Origin of the sequence: Sulfitobacter rhodophyticola (assembly GCF_041281685.2) — a bacterium.
In the GTDB taxonomy this organism is placed as follows: Bacteria; Pseudomonadota; Alphaproteobacteria; order Rhodobacterales; family Rhodobacteraceae; genus Sulfitobacter.
On the sequence record NZ_CP166251.2, the window covers coordinates 1,901,350 to 1,919,511 of the forward strand.

18 protein-coding genes are annotated in these 18,162 nt (G+C 61.6%); 7 read left to right on the forward strand and 11 right to left on the reverse strand.

Annotated features, from left to right (window positions below):
• Positions 1-41: 41 nt before the first annotated feature.
• The 3 genes from AB4X18_RS10425 to AB4X18_RS10435 form a co-directional block, all read right to left on the reverse strand.
• Positions 42-818 (reverse strand): inositol monophosphatase family protein, encoded by a 777-nt coding sequence (locus AB4X18_RS10425; protein ID WP_432817371.1) that lies wholly within the window; start codon positions 816-818, stop codon positions 42-44.
• The gene (locus AB4X18_RS10430) at positions 805-2,151 is read right to left on the reverse strand and encodes a TldD/PmbA family protein (protein WP_432817372.1); all 1,347 of its coding nucleotides are present in this window, start codon (positions 2,149-2,151) and stop codon (positions 805-807) included. Before AB4X18_RS10430 ends, AB4X18_RS10425 begins: the two co-directional genes overlap by 14 nt.
• Before the next feature lie 118 nt (positions 2,152-2,269).
• Complete coding sequence (locus AB4X18_RS10435; RefSeq protein WP_432817373.1) at positions 2,270-3,805, reverse strand: DUF2125 domain-containing protein; 1,536 nt, start codon at positions 3,803-3,805, stop codon at positions 2,270-2,272.
• Positions 3,806-3,851: 46 nt separating this feature from the next.
• Here AB4X18_RS10435 and AB4X18_RS10440 point away from each other — a divergent pair, with 46 nt between their 5' ends.
• Entirely contained in the window at positions 3,852-4,712 is an 861-nt protein-coding gene (locus AB4X18_RS10440; protein WP_432817417.1) for an SDR family oxidoreductase, read from the forward strand.
• Positions 4,709-5,329, forward strand: coding sequence for an enoyl-CoA hydratase/isomerase family protein (locus AB4X18_RS10445; protein WP_370400027.1), 621 nt, complete (start codon positions 4,709-4,711; stop codon positions 5,327-5,329). The genes AB4X18_RS10440 and AB4X18_RS10445 overlap by 4 nt, the downstream gene beginning before the upstream one ends.
• On the opposite strand, the gene AB4X18_RS10450 is transcribed toward AB4X18_RS10445, so the two are convergent.
• Complete coding sequence (locus AB4X18_RS10450) at positions 5,326-5,619, reverse strand: HNH endonuclease (protein WP_370400028.1); 294 nt, start codon at positions 5,617-5,619, stop codon at positions 5,326-5,328. The genes AB4X18_RS10445 and AB4X18_RS10450 overlap by 4 nt on opposite strands.
• 74 nt (positions 5,620-5,693) lie before the next feature.
• Here AB4X18_RS10450 and AB4X18_RS10455 point away from each other — a divergent pair, with 74 nt between their 5' ends.
• Positions 5,694-7,025, forward strand: a complete 1,332-nt coding sequence (locus AB4X18_RS10455) for a mechanosensitive ion channel family protein (RefSeq protein ID WP_432817374.1) — start codon at positions 5,694-5,696, stop codon at positions 7,023-7,025.
• Positions 7,022-8,221, forward strand: a complete 1,200-nt coding sequence (locus AB4X18_RS10460) for a TIGR03862 family flavoprotein (protein ID WP_432817375.1) — start codon at positions 7,022-7,024, stop codon at positions 8,219-8,221. Before AB4X18_RS10455 ends, AB4X18_RS10460 begins: the two co-directional genes overlap by 4 nt.
• Here the strand turns inward: AB4X18_RS10460 and AB4X18_RS10465 are convergent.
• From AB4X18_RS10465 to AB4X18_RS10485, 5 genes are all read right to left on the reverse strand, one after another.
• A complete protein-coding gene (locus AB4X18_RS10465) occupies positions 8,196-8,783 on the reverse strand; it encodes a glutathione S-transferase family protein (RefSeq protein WP_370400029.1) in 588 nt (195 codons plus the stop codon). The genes AB4X18_RS10460 and AB4X18_RS10465 overlap by 26 nt on opposite strands.
• A 19-nt stretch (positions 8,784-8,802) precedes the next feature.
• Positions 8,803-9,801, reverse strand: a complete 999-nt coding sequence (gene holA, locus AB4X18_RS10470; RefSeq protein ID WP_432817376.1) for a DNA polymerase III subunit delta — start codon at positions 9,799-9,801, stop codon at positions 8,803-8,805.
• Positions 9,798-10,283, reverse strand: coding sequence for an LPS assembly lipoprotein LptE (lptE, locus tag AB4X18_RS10475; protein ID WP_370400030.1), 486 nt, complete (start codon positions 10,281-10,283; stop codon positions 9,798-9,800). Before lptE ends, holA begins: the two co-directional genes overlap by 4 nt.
• Positions 10,270-12,831, reverse strand: a complete 2,562-nt coding sequence (gene leuS, locus AB4X18_RS10480) for a leucine--tRNA ligase (RefSeq protein ID WP_432817377.1) — start codon at positions 12,829-12,831, stop codon at positions 10,270-10,272. Before leuS ends, lptE begins: the two co-directional genes overlap by 14 nt.
• 84 nt (positions 12,832-12,915) lie before the next feature.
• Entirely contained in the window at positions 12,916-13,410 is a 495-nt protein-coding gene (locus AB4X18_RS10485) for a DUF3576 domain-containing protein (protein ID WP_432817378.1), read from the reverse strand.
• A 287-nt stretch (positions 13,411-13,697) separates the two neighbouring features.
• Between AB4X18_RS10485 and AB4X18_RS10490 the strand changes: the two genes are divergently transcribed.
• The gene (locus tag AB4X18_RS10490) at positions 13,698-14,645 is read left to right on the forward strand and encodes a porin (protein WP_370400032.1); all 948 of its coding nucleotides are present in this window, start codon (positions 13,698-13,700) and stop codon (positions 14,643-14,645) included.
• Between the two features lie 115 nt (positions 14,646-14,760).
• Positions 14,761-15,414, forward strand: a complete 654-nt coding sequence (locus AB4X18_RS10495) for a YggS family pyridoxal phosphate-dependent enzyme (RefSeq protein ID WP_432817379.1) — start codon at positions 14,761-14,763, stop codon at positions 15,412-15,414.
• An 81-nt stretch (positions 15,415-15,495) separates the two neighbouring features.
• Here AB4X18_RS10495 and AB4X18_RS10500 read toward each other — a convergent pair whose 3' ends face one another.
• Together AB4X18_RS10500 and ribA are read right to left on the reverse strand one after the other, a co-directional pair.
• Entirely contained in the window at positions 15,496-15,990 is a 495-nt protein-coding gene (locus tag AB4X18_RS10500; protein ID WP_432817380.1) for a L,D-transpeptidase family protein, read from the reverse strand.
• A complete protein-coding gene (gene ribA / locus AB4X18_RS10505) occupies positions 15,987-17,075 on the reverse strand; it encodes a GTP cyclohydrolase II (RefSeq protein ID WP_432817381.1) in 1,089 nt (362 codons plus the stop codon). Before ribA ends, AB4X18_RS10500 begins: the two co-directional genes overlap by 4 nt.
• Positions 17,076-17,241: 166 nt before the next feature.
• On the opposite strand from ribA, the gene AB4X18_RS10510 reads away from it, so the two are divergent.
• On the forward strand, positions 17,242-17,928 hold the full coding sequence (locus AB4X18_RS10510; RefSeq protein ID WP_370400033.1) for a response regulator transcription factor: 687 nt from the start codon (positions 17,242-17,244) through the stop codon (positions 17,926-17,928).
• The last annotated feature ends 234 nt before the right edge of the window (positions 17,929-18,162 follow it).

The window sequence follows — 18,162 nt, forward strand, 5'->3', positions numbered from 1 at the left end:
ATGCAAATACATTGCCTCAGGAGGTATCCAGAAGGGCGCGCTCACGCAAGGGCGGTGGACAATGCGTGATGGACGTCAGGTGCTGCTGCTATCACGCCGTCAAGGCAGGGATCGGGATTGTTGAAGCGCAAGGGCAGGCTTTTGCGGTCACCAATGCGCCCACCCGCTTCGGTCACGATCAGCGCCCCGGCGGCAATGTCCCATTCCCAACTGCGCCGCAAGGTGATCATCCCGTCAAAGCGTCCCGCCCCCACCAGCGCCAGCCGGTAGGCAAGCGAGGGGCGATAGCTGCGTTCAAACGTCGGGGCTGCTCCAGATTTCCAATGGTGCGCATGAAGCGCAGGCTTGGCCGCCAGCACCGTCGCATCCGCCAGCACCCTTGCGGGGGCGCACCGGATCGGCACACCATTCAACCACGCGCCCTGCCCTTTGGCCGCCGCATAGAGCCTGTCGCGCAACGGAAGGTAGACCACAGCGGCGGTGACCTCTCCCTTCTCGGCCACGGCGATGGCATGTGCCCAGGTGCGCCCCCCTTCGACAAAGCTGCGCGTGCCATCGATGGGATCGACAATGAAGACGCGGTCATGGTTCAACCGACTTGTGCTGTCCTCGCTCTCCTCGGACAGCCAGCCATAATCGGGGCGTGCAAGACCAAGCGTCGTGCGCAGCTGATCGTTCACGGCCAAATCGGCTTCGGTCACGGGACCTGCGTCATCCGGTTTGTCCCAGCGCAGCGCGGTCTTGCCCGCAAAGCTGGTGGCAACCCGCCCGGCGATGCGGGCCGCGTCAATCAAAAGGGGCAGGTCATGCGCCGGCAAGGGTCATTCCCGGTACCAGAAGCGACGGCACGACGCGGCTGAGATGCGCGCGCGCATCGTTGGCCGGGATCATGGCGCGCAACATGTCATTGAGGTTGCCCGCAATGGTGCATTCGTTGATCGCGTGGGTGATCTGCCCATCCTTGATCCAGAACCCCGCTGCCCCGCGTGAATAATCGCCTGTGTTGGGATTGATGGTGCTGCCGATCATCGAGGTGACCAGCAATCCCTCACCCATGTCGCGGATCAGATCCGCCCGACTGGCGCTTCCTTCCGTCAGCGCCACGTTCCACGTGCTCGGTGACGGCCCGGACCCGGTGGGCCGGGTGGCGTTCCCCGTGGGCGTCATGCCCAGCTTGCGCGCATTCGCCAGATCAAGGGTCCAGCCCAACAATCGACCGTCTTCGACGATCATGCGCTTTTGGGTCGGCAGCCCTTCTCCATCGAAGGGCCGCGATCCGCTGGTCCGGGGCCGATGTGGGTCTTCGGTCAGGGACAGCGCTTCTGGCAGCACCAATTCCCCCATCTTGTCGCGCAGGAACGACCCCCCGCGCGCGATGGATGCCCCATTCACGGCACCCAGAAGATGCCCGATCAGACTGGAGGAAACCCGTTCGTCGAACAGAACCGGATAGGCCCCGGTCGGCGGCTTGCGCGCGTCCAGCCGTTCCACCGCGCGGGCACCCGCACGCGCGCCAATCTCTTCGGCGCTGCGCAGGTCCGACTGGATAAGGCGGCTGTCACTGTCATAGTCCCGCTCCATCCCGGTCCCGTGACCAGCGATGGCCACACAGGACAGGCCGCGATCGGTGCGGTCATACCCCCCTGAAAATCCATTCGATGTTGCCAGATGCGCCCGTTGATAGCCGTAATAGGCACTGGCGGACTGGACTTGGGAAACACCCTCCACCGCACGCGCGGCAGCTTCGGCGCGGGTGGCGTCCTCCTGCAGCGTTTGCGGTGTGGGTTCATCCGCCGGATCACACAACTCCAGCGCGGCAATGTCCCAGTCCTTGGCCAGCTGATCGGCTGAGGCAAGCCCGGCAAAGGGATCTTCGGGGGCTTCACGGGCCATCGCCACGGCACGCTCGGCCATTTCCGTTATGGTGGTGGCAGAGGTGTCAGAAGCCGATACCGATGCCACCCGTTGCCCCACAAAGACCCGCAAGCCGATGTCCACACCCTCGGCCCGTTCGGCCTGTTCCAACGCACCTTCGCGCACATCCACCGAAACGGAGCTTGCGCGCACGGCCTTGGCATCGGCCCCATCCGCGCCCGCGCGGTTGGCGGCCTGCAAAAGTTGATCGGTCAGCGCATCAAGGGGCTGAGTCATGCCGTGTGTCCTTTTCCGTATGGGGTGGACCTAAGCTCTGCCCGCCAAGGAGGCAAGGGAGAGGGCGCAAAACGGGGCGCATCACACCGGTACGCCCCGTTCATTGCGGCGCGGGCGCCTATTGGATGCGCTGACCGTTGGCCAGCACCTGACCTTCTTCGTTGAACTCGATCTTGGAGCTGAGCGTATCGGGTGCATCCCCCGGCACGGCAAACAGCCCCATCATCATCCGTGCGCCCATGGCCTGATCCTGCGGCAGCAGTCCCATGGCCACCAGCTTGTCCAGCAGACCGTTCCCGCCCACAAGGTTCAGGTTCACCTCGCCCACGGGTTTCGGCATGCCGGGAAAGGTTGTCATGTCCGTGTTGTCGAAAGCGAAATCGCCCGTGCCATCCAGACGCGCGCCCGCAACATCAACTGTCAGGTTGTTCATCTTGAGCGACTGCAATTCGCCCGGGGTCTGGGTCGCCAGCATTTCGGCGCTGTCGGGGCTGAAGAAATCGACGAACATCTTCGCCTGACCCGTCAGATCCAGCGCAATGGTCGCAGGATCACGTGGCAGTTGTGACGTCGGATCGAAGATGCCCCAGATCATGTCGGACATGACGAAATCCTGCAACGCCATGCCAAAGGCAAAGTCCTGTGGATCGTCGGATTTGCCAACCGGCATCACCACGTTGAAGGCAGAACGGGCCATGCTCATATCAATCGGAAAAGGCAATTCGCTTAGCGTCGCGCTAAGCTTGGTATTGGTCTGCTCCACGTCATAGCCAAGGCCGCCCGCGCCCATCTGAAACTTCAGCGTGCCCCCATCCGAAGAAGTCGTCGCCGCCACGCTACCGCCTTGCGGATCGTTCACGTTGACGTCCGTCTGGCCGTTGCCGTAGGTGAAAGTGCCGGTCACGTCGAAACCCGCGGCGATCATCCGGGACATGTCTGCCGCCTCGACCTGCCCACCGGGAATGGTGCCGGTGCCGGTGTAGGCCACGCTCTGAACACCGCCCTGCGCACCGACTTTTGCGGGCTCATCCGGCGGCTCGACGAAGAAATCGAATGTGATCGCGTCCATGGTGCCCTGCTGGTCATAGCCGCGCAAATCGCCTTTGTCGGTCATCGTGGTGGTGTTGGTCACGCCGTTGATGGCGAAATTCATCCGCATCACATCATCGCCCAGGGTCGTGCCGTCGACCTCGAACTGGTTCATGTTGATGCCCATGCTTTGCGCGGTATAGGTCGTGGTAATCTGATCGGGCGTGCCGCTGGCGATCATCTTGTGGCCGGTCTGCGTCAGGTCCATCTGCATCTTGCCCGGCTCACCTTCGCCCGCGGGGGGGGCCACATCCATGGTGATGGGCATGGTGTCCGGCAGAACGATGGCCACGGTGCCGTTGCCCTGATCCTCGAAACGGATGGTGCCCACATCCATGGCCATCTCACCCTGATTGTCGGGGAACTGCATGCCGAAGCTGATCCCGCTGACCGTCAATACGCCGCCATCCGTGGTTTCTTCCGCGGTGACGGTATATCCCATCCCCTCCATGTATTGCCGCCAGTCGCCCCAGACCTCCGCCGGGGTCAGATCGGCGGCAGCCATCTGCGCCGCCAGCGTGACGGGCAGGGCAAAAGCAAGAGTTGCTGGAGAGTATCTGCGCATTATCTGTTCCTTGTTTGGATATTTCGGCCGCACCATTGATTGCTAAATAAGGCATCGTCGTGACGATACCAAGGGTGGACCCTCAGTTAAGCGAGGACTACCACAGGGCCAGTGCCAGATGCAAAACGACCGTTGGAAACGCAAAAGGGGAACCGCCATGGATATGACCGGCAAAACAGTGATGATCACCGGAGCCAGCCGCGGCATCGGAGCAGAAGCCGCGCGAACATTCGCGCAGGCTGGCGCGAACGTGGCACTGCTGGCGCGGTCGCAGGACGCCATCGCCGAGATCGCCGGAGAGATCGGCGCGCACGCCATCGCGATCCCCTGCAATGTTGCCCGTTTTCAGGAGATGTCCTCGGCGGTTGAGACAACGGTCGGGGCTTTCGGCGGTCTTGACGTGCTGATCAACAACGCCGGTGTGATTGAACCGATCTCCCGCATCGCCGACGCCGATCCGGACACCTGGGCGCAGGTGATCGACATCAACCTCAAAGGCGTGATGAACGGGATCAGCGCGGCCCTGCCCGCGATGAAAGCGCGCGGTGGCGGTTCCGTACTGACAATCTCCTCCGGGGCGGCCCACAACGCGATTGAGGCTTGGAGCGCCTATTGCTCCTCCAAGGCGGCGGTCAACATGCTGGGTCGGTGCCTGCATCTGGAAGAGGCCGAAAACGGCATTCGCGCAATCGGCCTGTCACCCGGGACCGTGGCCACCCAGATGCAGCGTGAAATCAAGGCCAGCGGGATCAACCCGGTCAGCAAACTGGACTGGTCCGACCATGTCCCGCCCGAATGGCCCGCCCGCGCCCTGCTGTGGATGTGTTCACCCGCAGCCGACAGGTTCCGGGGCGAGGAAATATCGCTGCGCGATGAAGGCATCCGCAAGGAGATCGGCCTGACATGATCGAATGCACGCAGGAGGGGGATCTGTGGACCGTTACCATCAACCGCCCCGACAAGGCCAATTCGCTGACCCATGCCATGCTGACCCAACTGGCCGAAATCATGGAAACGGCACACTCCGCACGGGTGGTGCTGCTGACCGGGACGGGCCGTGTATTCAGTGCCGGCGCCGACCTTGACGAAGCCCGCGCAGGCCTCGCGACCTCTGACGTGTGGGAGCGGCTGTCGTCCGCCGTCGCCGCCCTGCCGGGGCTCAGCATCGCAGCGCTGAACGGGACCCTCGCGGGTGGGGCGATGGGTATGGCGCTGGCCTGCGACATGCGGATCGCGGTGCCGGGGGCAAAGTTCTTCTATCCCGTAATGAAGCTCGGCTTTCTGCCGCAACCCTCCGATCCGGGCCGGATGGCCGCCCTGATCGGCCCGGCCCGTGCCAAGCTCATTCTGATGGGCGGTCAAAAGATCACGTCCGACGAAGCGTTGTCCTATGGCCTGATCGACCGCGTCGTGGCACCAGATGACCTGATGTCCCACGCGCGTGAACTGGCCGCCGACACCCTTGCGGCCAAGCCGGAGATCGCGGCGGGCATCAAGGCGCTGTGCAGCGGCAAGACCCCCTAACGCCCCCGCCGCTTGCCCGGCACCTTGCTGCGGAATTCCGGCGGCCTTTTCGCAACCCAGGCCGCGAACTTCGCCAGCCTCGGATGACCGCGCAGCGCTTCGGGCGTGTTGTAGTGCCGTGCCAGATCCGCCTCCGACAGCGTGGCATGGACCTCGCGGTGGCAGATGTGGTGCATCAGCACGACAGGCCCGCCCTTGCCGCCTTTCAGCTTGGGGATCAGATGGTGCAGGCTTTGCGGCACACCTTTGGGGATCGGGCGCTCACACAGCGGGCAAATTGGGTCAGTCATTGCAAAAACCTTGATCCGGGCGAGCAGGGCAGGCAAGAGGATGGCGCGATCCTGCCACAAGACAAGGTGCCATCATGGAGTTCGATCTCTCCTCTCAACCGGAAATCGTGCAACAGGCGGCAGGATATGCATTGCAAGGCTATGAACTGGCGCTGACGTGGCTGCTCAGCCCGGCCGCATGGTCGCAATTCGCGCTGCTGGTGGCGGCCTATCTGTTGGCGCTGGTGATCTCCGGGCGGGTGCGACCCGCGCTGGAACGGCTGGTCGATCCGGGTGAAAGCACCAGCATCCTCGCCACGCCCCGTCGTTTTGTCCTGCGGTTCCTGCCGCTGATCACACCTTTGCTGGCTTACGGGCTGACCGGGATCGGGGAAAGCATCGTGCGGTCGCTCTTTGACAGTGGCGCAGTCATCGCCTTCGGCAAGCGGGTGTTCCTGTTTCTGGCTGCCCGCGCGCTGGTCCGCGACATTGTCACGGATGCGTTTCTCAAGGTGCTGGGGCGCTATGTCCTTTTGCCGATCATGGCGCTTTATACCTTCGGTTTGCTGGACACGGTGACACTGGCGCTGTCCGAATCCGTCGTTGGTGTGGGGAACATTCAGTTTTCCCTGATTTCCATCGTGCGCGGGGCAATTGCCGGGGCGCTCCTGTTCTGGCTGGGGCAATGGTCCAACCAGCAATCCACGCAGATCATTTCCCGCAATGAGGAAATGCGCCCCTCCATCCGGCAGTTGCTGATCAAGACGGTGGAATTCACGATCTTCGGCGTGGCGTTCATCCTGCTGATGAACATCATGGGCATCAACCTCAGCGCGCTTGCGGTTCTGGGCGGTGCCATCGGCGTGGGTCTTGGCTTCGGCCTGCAAAAGATCGCCTCCAACTTCATTTCCGGCGTGATCCTGCTGCTGGAAGGGCAGGCGACCGTCGGTGATTTTGTTGAACTGGACGGTGGGGAGGCAGGCACGATCGTCAAGATGATGGCCCGCGCCACCATTCTGGAGACCTTCGATGGCCGCTGGATCGTGATCCCGAACGAGGATTTCATCACCACGCGCGTGGCGAATTATTCCGACAGCGGCTCCGCCAACCGATACGAGGCGCCGTTCTCCGTCAGCTATGACACCGATATCAACACCGTGCCCGCGCTGGTGGAGGCAGCGGTCGCCACGCATCCGGAGGTGCTGGACGCGCCTTACCCCCCGGACTGCGAATTGCGCGGCTTTGGCGACAGCGGCGTGGATTTTGCAGTCGAATTCTGGGTCAACGGTTTGGACGACGGACCAAACAAATATACGTCGGACGTGCTGTTTCTGGTGTGGAACGCGCTGAAGGACGCGGGCATCGAAATCCCCTATCCGCAGCGGGTGGTAGAGATCAAAGGCGGAATCCCGCAAGCCGGTCCATGACCCATGCGGTAGTCATTGGCGCAGGTCCGGCAGGCCTGATGGCGGCCGAGGTCATGGCGCAGGCCGGTCTGCAGGTCACCATCTGCGAGGCGAAGCCGTCCGTCGGGCGCAAATTCCTGATGGCTGGGAAATCCGGGTTGAACCTGACCAAATCCGAAGCGGCGACAGCCTTCAGCGAAGCCTTTGCCGAAGCGCGCGGCCCCCTAGCGCCGATGCTGGATACGTTTGATGCGCAAGCGGTGCAGGCATGGGCGCGCGAATTGGGTCAGGAGGTCTTCACCGGGTCCACCGGGCGGGTTTTCCCTGTTGCGATGAAAGCGTCACCGTTGCTGCGCGCGTGGTTGGGGCGGCTTGGCGCGCTTGGGGTGCAGGTCAACACACGCTGGCATTGGCAGGGGTGGGACGCAGATGCGCTGCTGTTCGAGACGCCGCAGGGGCCCCAGATGGTGCGGCCGGACGTGACTGTTCTGGCGCTGGGCGGCGCCAGTTGGGCGCGCCTTGGGTCTACGGGCGAATGGGCGGAGGTTCTGCAGGCGCGCGGCATTGGTGTGGCCCCCTTTGCGGCGGCAAACGCAGGGATCGCCGTGGACTGGTCGGTGCATATGAAAAAGCATTTCGGTACGCCGCTTAAAGGTGTTGCATGGTCCGCCGGCCCCTATGCCTCACGCGGGGAGGCGACACTGTCGGCGCGTGGACTTGAAGGTGGCGGCATCTATTCGGTATCGCGCGGGGTGCGCGAGGGACATTCGCTCCACCTCGATCTGCTGCCCGACCTCTCTGTGCCCGAGGTTACCGCAAGGTTAAGCAAACCGCGCGGCAAGGCGAGCCTCAACAACCATCTGCGCAAGGTGCTGGGCCTGCCGCCACAGCAGATCGCGCTATTGCAGGAAATGGCACGGCCCCTGCCGGATGGCCTGCGCGCGCTGGCGCGGTTGATCAAGGCCGTTCCAATAGCACATACAGGGCTGCGCCCCATGGACGAAGCCATTTCGACTGCGGGCGGCATCCCGTTTTCGGCGCTGAACGATGGGTTGATGTTGCGCGACATGCCGGGCGTCTTCGCCGCCGGAGAGATGCTTGATTGGGAGGCACCCACGGGCGGCTACCTGATCACCGCCTGTCTGGCGACAGGGCGCTGGGCCGGGCTGAACGCAGCGCAATGGGCCGCAACTACCCCCGCGCCTGCGCCGCCTTGAACGCAGGCCGGTCGCGCAGGCCCGATGCCCATTCCCACAACTTCTTGTCCACCTTCGGAAATCCTGCGCCCACGGACCAGTTGATGCAATGAACGGCAAGAATATCCGCGTGGGTCATCTGATCGCCGGTCAGGAAAGGCCCGGTGATTTGTTCTGACAACTTCCCGGAAGCACGCAGGAATTCCGCCTTCAGGCTGTCCTTGATCTCAGGAACACGCTGGTCCTCGGGGAAGACGAAACTGTGTTTTGCCGCCGCCCACAAGACTGCGTCTAATTCGTCGATCAGCCAAAAGGTGATCGCATCCTGTGCCGCGCGGGCAGGTGTGCCCGCGGGCGCGGTCAGTTTGCCGTGCTTGTCGCCCAGATAGGTCATGATCGCCACTGAATCCGTCAGCACATGGTCCCCGTCCACAAGCGCGGGCACCTTGCCAAGGGGGTTGTACTTCAGCGCGTCGTCCGACCGGGGGGCGGCTGGGATGACGTCGTAGTCCTCCCCGATCTCCTCAAGCATCCACATCACGCGAAATGCGCGTGATTTAACGGCACCAACAACAGTATACATGGCGTATTCCTTTTCGAGGTTATCTCTGAGCGCCCAGCATTGCCAGCCGGATGAACGCACGTTCAACCAGCGCCAGTGCCGGCGCATTCTGACCGGCGGAGCGCAGGGTCAGATCGGTTTCGGTCAAGACAGACAGCGCCTTTTCCAGCTTTGCCGCCCCCCATGCCCGCGCCTGCCGGGTCACACGGGCGCGATCGCGCACGCCCCAGATCGGCGCGCCGGGGTTCGCGGCAACGCGGTACAACGTCATGAAATGGCGGTTCGCCATGATGGTCAGGGTCACTGCATTCACCCCCTGCGCCTGCAACTTTTGCATCACCGGACCAATCTCCGCTGCGCGGGCTTCAGCGACCACATGCAGGATGTCATCCACATCCGCCTCCGTAGATGTGGGCGCGCAAGCGGCGATGTCTGCCTCGGAAAGCGGCGTCTCATCGCCCCGCTTGTAAAGCGACAGCTTTTCAAGCGTTTGGCGGAAATCGCCGGGGTCCAGCACCTGTGCCAGATCGGTAAGAACGGCCATCGTATCCCCTTCCGCCTGCACCTTTGCGTCGGCCAGCATGCGCTCGATCTCTGCCCGGTCGGGGGGGTCATCGTAGATGGCGGTTGCATAGGCACCTTGATGCGCCTCGAACGCCTTGAGGATCTTCGACGTCTTCTTCAACGCCCCTGCCGTCACGACGATCTGCGCATCCCCCGGTTGCCAGTCCACCAGCGCATCCAGCACCGGTTTGGCCACGTTTTCATTGGCGTCTTCGACAAAGGCGGCGCGTGGTCCGGGAAAGAACCCCACCGCTTTGACGGCATCCAGCAGCATCGCTGGGTCGCGGCGCAACTCCGCGGCAGGAATGCGCGTCAGGCGCATCTCCTCCTCTGCGGCTGGCCCCAAAAGCGCCTTCAGGAACGCCTGCCTTTTCAAAGCCACCCGCATGGCGTCACTGCCATAGATCAGCAGCCCGGTCTTGGAGGGGTCCGGCTTGGCAAAATAGGCGTTCGCGTCGCGCGGGCTAAGCTTCATTGGCCCAGATCAGCGGCATAAAGCCTTGTAACGATCTGTTCCGCCAGAATGGTCATCAGGCGGTCCTGCGCATCCTGTTCCCCGGCCAAGGTGGCGACGGTTGTGCCGGTGGCAGAGTAACCTGTGAAGTTTTCCACCGTGCCGGAGGTCACGATCTGCCCGGTGCCGAGGTTGCGCAACGCATAATCGGCCACGCCCACAAGGTTGAACCGCGTGGTGTTACCCTCCCGGTCGATGGCGACACGCTGTTCAGACGTGGTGATGGTGACATCCAGCCCGAAGGCGGCGCTATCCGCCCGGCCCAGCCGCGTTTCGATCTCGCGGGTCAGCACAAAGCTGTTGCGGTCCTCCGGGGCGGTGACCAGCACCCTGTTCTGCAAGGCCCCTCCGCTGCCGCCCGCGCCATAGATCGGCGCAAATCCACAGGCCGCCACCAGCAGGGGCAGCGCAAGGATCAGGGATCTGCGGCTATGCAACGACATTCACGATCCGTCCCGGCACCACGATGACCTTCTTGGGTGCCGCTCCATCAAGGGTTCTGACGACAGCTTCGTGGGCGAGGGCGATTTTTTCAACCTCTTCTTTGGCCATGTCGGCGGGAACCTGTATTTCCGCGCGACGCTTGCCGTTGACCTGAATGGGCAGGGTGACGGTGTCATCCACCAGCATCGCGTCGTCGGCCTTGGGCCAAGGCGCGGTGACGATCAGCCCCTCGCCCCCCTGATGCGCCCAGATGTCTTCGGCCAGATGCGGGGTCATCGGCGACATCAACTGCGCCAGTACCATGATCGCCTCGCGCTGCGCGGCATGGCTGGCCTTGGATTTCTGCAAGATCGCGGTGAAGGCGTAAAGCTTCGCAATGGCTGCGTTAAAACCAAAACTCTCTACCCCCATCGTCACGTCATGTATGGTCTTGTGCATGGCGCGCTTGAGGTCTTCGTCGCCTGTCCCTTTGGCATCGCGGTCCATCGCACCGATCCGGTCGCAGATGTTCCAGACCCGGCCAAGATGCTTGTAGGCCGCTTCGGCACCCGATGCGGTCCATTCAACGTCCCGTTCGGGGGGTGAATCGCTCAGCACGAACCAGCGCGCGGTGTCGGCACCGTAATTCGAGATGATGTTGAGCGGATCAACCACGTTCTTCTTGGACTTGGACATCTTGGCGGAGGGGATGACCTGCACGTCTTCGCCCGTCGCGCCCAGTTTCGCGCCGCTTTCGGTCCATTCGATATGCTCGGGCAGGTGATAGACCGGTCGGTCATTCTCGTCCCGCGTGACATAGATCTCGTGGGTGACCATGCCTTGCGTGAACAGCGCGTCAAAGGGCTCATGCGCCGACTTCGGCAGATGTCCCGTCATTTCCATCGCGCGCGCGAAGAAACGGGAATAAAGCAGGTGCAGGATCGCATGTTCAATCCCGCCGATATACTGATCCACGTTCATCCAGTATGCGGCGTCCTCCATCACAGTGGGCGTTTGCGCATCCGGTGCCGTAAATCGCGCGAAATACCACGACGAATCGACAAAGGTGTCCATCGTGTCGGTTTCGCGCCTGGCCGCCGCACCACAGGACGGGCAGGCGCAATCGCGCCATGTCGGGTGGCGGTCCAGCGGATTGCCGGGGGTGCCGAAATCCACGTCATAGGGCAGTTCAATCGGCAAATTCTCTTTCTTTTCGGGCACCACGCCACAGGTATCACAATGCACCACCGGGATCGGGCACCCCCAATAGCGCTGTCGGCTCAACCCCCAGTCGCGCAGGCGGTACTTGGTCACCCCCTGACCGACGCCATTTTCCTCGCAAAAGGCGATGGCGGCGTCGATGGCCTCGTTCCCGGTTTGCCATGCATCACCCGCAAAGCCACGGTTGTAAAAGACCTTGTCGGTCTTTGCAGGTACAAAGGCTTCGGAAAGTTCAGGGGTTGCATCTTCGTCCGGCAAATAGGTCGAGATGATCGGCAAGCCGTATTTCGTCGCGAATTCAAAGTCGCGCTCATCATGGGCGGGGCAGCCAAAGATCGCCCCCGTGCCATAGTCCATCAGGATGAAGTTCGCGATATAGACCGGCATTTCCCATGCGGTATCAAAGGGGTGACGCACCCGAAGGCCGGTGTCGAAACCCAGCTTTTCTGCGGTCTCAATCGCTTCTTCCGTTGTCCCGCCTTTGCGACACTCGGCACAAAAGGCCGCAATCTCCGGGTTGTCCCGCTCCAGCACCTTGGCGAGCGGATGATCCGGGGAAATGCCCACGAATGACGCGCCCATCAACGTATCGGGTCGGGTCGTGTAAACCTCGATCCGGTCATGGCCTTCTGGCGCATCCACGGTCGAAAAAGCAAATTGCAACCCGCGCGATTTGCCGATCCAGTTGGCCTGCATCAGTTTGACCTTGGCAGGCCAGTTATCAAGTGAATCGAGCGCCGCCAGCAATTCCTCCGAATGGTCGGATATCTTGAAAAACCACTGCGTCAACTCACGCCGTTCCACCAAAGCGCCAGACCGCCAGCCGCGCCCTGCCTCAACCTGTTCATTGGCAAGCACCGTCATATCCACCGGATCCCAGTTCACGATGGCGTTCTTGCGGTAGACCAGCCCTTCCTCCAGGAAATCAAGGAACAGCGCCTGCTGTTGGCCATAGTATTCGGGATCGCAGGTCGCGAATTCGCGGGACCAGTCAATCGACAGGCCCAAGGGCTTCATCTGGTCGCGCATGTCCTTGATGTTGCCATAGGTCCAGTCCTTGGGGTGGCCGCCGATCGCCATCGCCGCATTTTCGGCAGGCATGCCAAAGGCGTCCCAGCCCATCGGGTGCAGCACATTATGCCCCGTTGCCAGCTTGTAGCGGGCGATGACGTCACCCATGGTGTAGTTGCGCACATGCCCCATGTGGATGCGCCCCGATGGATAGGGGAACATCTCAAGCACGTAGTACTTCGGCTTGTTCGCGTTGCGCACGGCCTTGAAGACGGCGTTCTCTTCCCAGGCGGCTTGCCAGCGGGCTTCGATCTCGGACGGGGTATAGCGGGTCATCGGTGGCTCTCGAAAAACATGAAAACGCCGGGCTGCTGGTTGATCAGGGCCCGGCGACAAGTGTGGATTTAAGCGCTGGTGGGCTTAGAAACGGTTGTCGGACACGCGCATCTCGCGGGCGCGCGATAGAATAGCGTCTTCAACTGCGCGCGCCGTTGCCGCGCTGACAGGACGTCCGCCGCTGGTTTGCAGGGCCACATTCAGCGACCGTGCATCAAGCGCGGGATCGTCGATCAGCACGGTTGCACGATATGACCGCCCGCCGCCGGGCGGGGTGCCATAGCCTGTCACGATCACGCCGGTATAGGGGTCGATGGATTGCACGGGCAGGAAGTTCAACACTTCAAGCGACGCAGACCAGAGGTACTTGTTCACCGATACCTTGTTGTCGGCGGTGCGGGTGCGGAAGATCGACCAGATGGTGTTGTCCGGGTTGCTTTCGACCGTGCTGGGGTTGTTGGGATTGCTGTAAATGGCGGAACGGGGGGTTGCGGGTGCGCCAAACCGGGTGCCGCAAGCGGCGAGTGACGCAACGGCAACCAGTAAAAGAGCGATTCTGCCAGCGGTTCGAGGTGCCATTTCAGCCATCCTTTGCCTGTTTGATCCTTGGTCTACCCAAGGGGAAAGGTCGGGGCAAGGTATATGTGACACTGCTTTTCAAAGGCTTTTCCCTTTGGACGTTGGGTGATTTGGCGTGCTGTGCCTGCGGCGCGAATAAACTGTGGCAAAGCTGCACCATTGAATGCGCCATTGCGGATCGAGGTTTCAGGCGTCTTGCAATGAGGAGGCCATTGGATGCAAACACCCTGCATACCCTTTCCGGATTCCCCGGTCTGGGCGTATGAATTCAAACCGAGGGAAAACTCATGAAAAAAGTTCTCTTCGCTACAACAGCCCTGGTCGCGACCGCCGGCGTTGCAGCAGCAGATGTTACTTTCAGCGGCTACGGTCGTTTTGGTATCATCTACAATGACACAGCAGCCGGTGACTCCACAGACATCACGTCTCGTTTCCGCCTGCAGATCGACACAACCGCGGAATCTGACGGTGGCGTCACATTCGGTGCGCGTGTTCGTATCCAGCAGAACAACACTGACGACCTGCAGTCGATCAACGCTGGTCCAGACGGCACCGCCGGCACAGCAGACGACTTCGTTCAAAACGCTGGCCCAGCGGGCACAGGCATCAACGGCGTTCGTTTCTTCGCACGTTCCGGTGGTCTTGAAGTCGGTGTTGGTAACATCTTCGGCGCGATCGAATTCATGCCGGGTCAGTACCCCATCGACCTCGGTCTGACCGGTCTGGGCTATGACTACACCGCATACAACTTCGGTGCGGATGCATATTCCTCCGGCGGCAACGGTGCGGCAGGCTCCAACGGTGTGGAAGCAATCTACTCCGCTGGCGATCTGAACATCCACGTGTCCGCTTCCGACACCAACGACCGTGTTGCAGGCCACATCGCCTACACATTCAGCGGCTGGACAGTTGCTCTGGGTCTGCAGGACTCCAACAACGCAGCGGACACTGAAGTGACTGCTTCTGTTGGTGGTTCCATCGGCCCAGCCGACGTGACCCTGACATGGGCCGACAACGGCACCAAGGGCGACCAGATCGTTCTGGCCGGTCGTTTCGACGTTGGCGCAGCCACAAACATCGAAGCGTACATTGCTGATGCGGACAACCAGCCCGACACCGGTTACGGTATCGACTTCAACCACGATCTGGGCGGTGGTACATCGCTTCGTGGTGGTATCGCGAAGCGTCTGAGCGGCGACACACGCGCTGACCTCGGTGTTCGCTTCAACTTCTAAGTTGAACGATACTGCATGATTTGGGGCGGGCCTTTGGCCTGCCCCTTTTCTTTTGCGCAGACCTGTTGTCTTGTCGCGGTCCCTGCATCCCGCCCAACGCACAGGAAAACACCGCATGAGCCTGCAAGACATCACCGCCCGTATCGCCACAGCCGAACAAAAGGGGGGACGCGCGCAGGGAACCGTCAAGCTGATCGCGGTCAGCAAGGTGCAGCCCGATGAACGTGTCAGGGCCGTCCTTGAACAGGGGCACCGGATTTTCGGCGAAAACAAGGTACAGGAAGCGGCGGGAAAATGGCCGGATTTCCGCGAGGCCTTCGACGGCATCGATCTGCATCTGATCGGTCCGCTGCAAACCAACAAGGCACGCCAGGCGATGGGCCTTTTCAACGCTATCCATTCCGTAGACCGGCCCAAACTGGCAAAAATCCTTGCGCGTCTGGCACAGGAAGAAGGCCACTGCCCCGACCTTTTCATCCAGATCAACACTGGGGAAGAGCCGCAAAAAGCAGGCGTCCTGCCAGTACAAGCCGATGATTTCATTGCTGAATGCCGCAGCCTCGACCTGCCGCTCAGTGGGTTGATGTGCATCCCGCCCATTGACGAAGAACCCAGCCTGCATTTCGCCCTTCTTGCCAAGATTGCCGCGCGCAACGGGCTTGCCGGCCTGTCGATGGGGATGAGCAGCGATTTCGAGAGAGCCATCGCACTGGGGGCAACCCACGTGCGTGTGGGATCCGCCATATTCGGAGAGCGGGTGCCGGGTTAGACAAGCCGGCGCATCAGATTTCATGCCTCCGGCGGGGTTTTTTGAACCATTTGGAAGGGGCAGCGGCGGGTGTGTCCTGTCTCAGGGGATGATGAGCCGCGTCCGGTGTCGGATTTGGCGCGCAATCCGGTGCAGGGACCTGCGCCCAAGGGCGATGCAGCCTTCGGTAGGATAGCCGGGCCTGCGCCATTGGTGGATGAAAATGGCAGATCCACGCCCCGGCACCGGATAGGGCCAGTTCCAGTCGGTCAGGATCACCAGATCATAAAGCGGATCGGCACGCCGCAGGGATTCGTGGCTGTGGGGATAGGGCGCGCGGACCATGGTGTTGTAGTCTTCCGCTTCGGGGGCGTCGGACCACAGATCGCCTGGAAGAATTGGCACCGCCCAATCGGTGGGACGCGCGATGCGGTCGGGCCGGAATAGCATGCCGACAATCCGGTGCGTGCCGCGCGGGGTGGCCCCGTCCCCTTCGGCCTTTTGGCTGCTGATGCCGCCCTTGCCGATGCTGCAGGGGAAGATGCGCCCCCCCATCCGCAGCCCGCGCTTGGTCAGCACCATGTCATATGGCGTCACAGAAGATGACCGGATTTCGCAGCCTTTGTCGCCAGATAGGCGGCGTTATGGCGGTTCTCTCCAACTGCCAGCGGCACACGTTCGGCCACGTCCAGCCCGCTTGCCTGCATCATCTCCACCTTGCGCGGGTTGTTGGTCAGCAGCCGGACCGTCGAAAAGCCCATCGATTTGAGGATATTGGCGCCGATCCGGAAGTCGCGTTCATCATCTTCGAACCCCAGACGGTGATTGGCTTCGACCGTATCGAAACCCTGATCCTGCAGGGAATAGGCGCGCATCTTGTTCGCCAGCCCGATCCCGCGCCCTTCCTGATTGAGATAAAGCAGCACGCCATGCCCTTCGGCGCCCATCTGCGCCAGCGCCGTGCGCAACTGCGGACCGCAATCGCACTTCAGGCTACCCAGCAGATCGCCTGTAAAACAGGCGGAATGCAGCCGGGTCAACACGGGCTTGGCGCGGTCGGGGCGGCCAATCTCAACGGCATAATGTTCCTCCCCGCCGTCTTCGGGTCGGAAGATATGCAGACGGCCGGCCTCTGACACCTCCATGGGCAGGCGCGCATTGACGACCGGGTGCAGGGGGCTTGAATGGGCCAGCGCCGGGGCCGCCTGTTCCAGGTCAAGACGGGTCAGATCGGCCCGCTGCGCGGCGTCAGAACCCTGCGGAAGTTCAAGAACCAGTGCTGCGGGCAGCACGCGCGCACTTTTGCACAAAGCCAATGCGGCACGGTGTGCATCCGTCTCCCCCCCGCGCGCGCAGACAAAAGGTCCCTTCATCGGGGCGCGCAGGTCATCCGCCGGGTCCGCGATGCTTTGTACCCAGGCGGGTGTTGCGTCCGACGGCAACGTGATGCGTGCCAGATCCCCGTCATAGACATGCGCCTTCAGCGTTTCCGCCCGCCGTGCCGTGACAGCCAGCACCGGATCACCACCCAGGGCCAGCACATCGGCCAACCGCTGCGGCGACAGCGTTTCCGCAGCCAGCATCAACGCGGGCGCCCGCCCGGCCAGAATAACCGGCACACCCATGCGCAAATCAGCGCGCGCGCGGGCCAGTTTTTCGGTAATGTCGGGTCCAAGGCTCATCTATCGTTCCGTATTTCGCGTGTGTTCTGAAACATATCTAGGCCAATGCCCCTGAAATTGAAACATTCCGCTCCCCCGCCACACGAGCCCGTGAGAGGATTGCCACATTTCTTGCCCTGACCCGTATTGCGTCACATCTATAGATCAACCAACCGAAAGAGCGATCATGGCCCAATTGAAGAAAATCCTGCTTGTTGACGACGATGAAGACCTGCGCGAAGCGCTCAGCGAACAGTTGATCATGACGGAAGAATTCGACGTGTTTGAGGCGGGCAACGGTGCTGAGGGCATGACCCGTGCCAAGGAAGCGCTTTATGATCTGGTCATCCTCGATGTCGGCCTGCCGGATACCGACGGGCGCGAATTGTGCCGCCTGATGCGCAAGCAGGGGGTGAAAAGCCCGATCATGATGCTCACGGGCCATGACGGGGATGCGGATACCATTCTGGGTCTGGATGCTGGGGCGAATGACTACGTCTCCAAGCCCTTCAAGTTTCCTGTCCTGCTGGCCCGCATCCGTGCACAGCTGCGCCAGCATGAACAATCCGAAGACGCGGTGTTCCAACTGGGACCATATACCTTCAAGCCGTCGATGAAGATGCTGATCACCGAAGACGACAAGAAGGTGCGCCTGACAGAGAAGGAGACGAACATCCTCAAGTTCCTCTACCGCTCCAGCGACGGGGTGGTTCCCCGCGATGTCTTGCTGCACGAGGTCTGGGGCTACAACGCCGGCGTCACGACCCACACGCTTGAGACGCATATTTATCGTCTGCGCCAAAAAATTGAACCAGATCCGTCAAATGCACGCCTTCTTGTTACGGAAAGTGGAGGCTACAGATTAATGTCGTGATTTTTTGAACTTTTTCGGATCTCACGCGTACATATGAAGGAATACGGAGTTTTCATGATCCGTGTCCCGGTTTGAATCCCGAAGCTTGTGCCCGGGTAATGGCACATACCTCCCTGTTGGACTTGGGCCAGGCTTCGTGCCTGGCCTCTTTTTTTGGCTGGCGGAAATTCGCGTGTGACGTTGCGGATGGGGTATGGTTGTCCCCGCCATCACAAGGCATGGTGGCACCAAAGG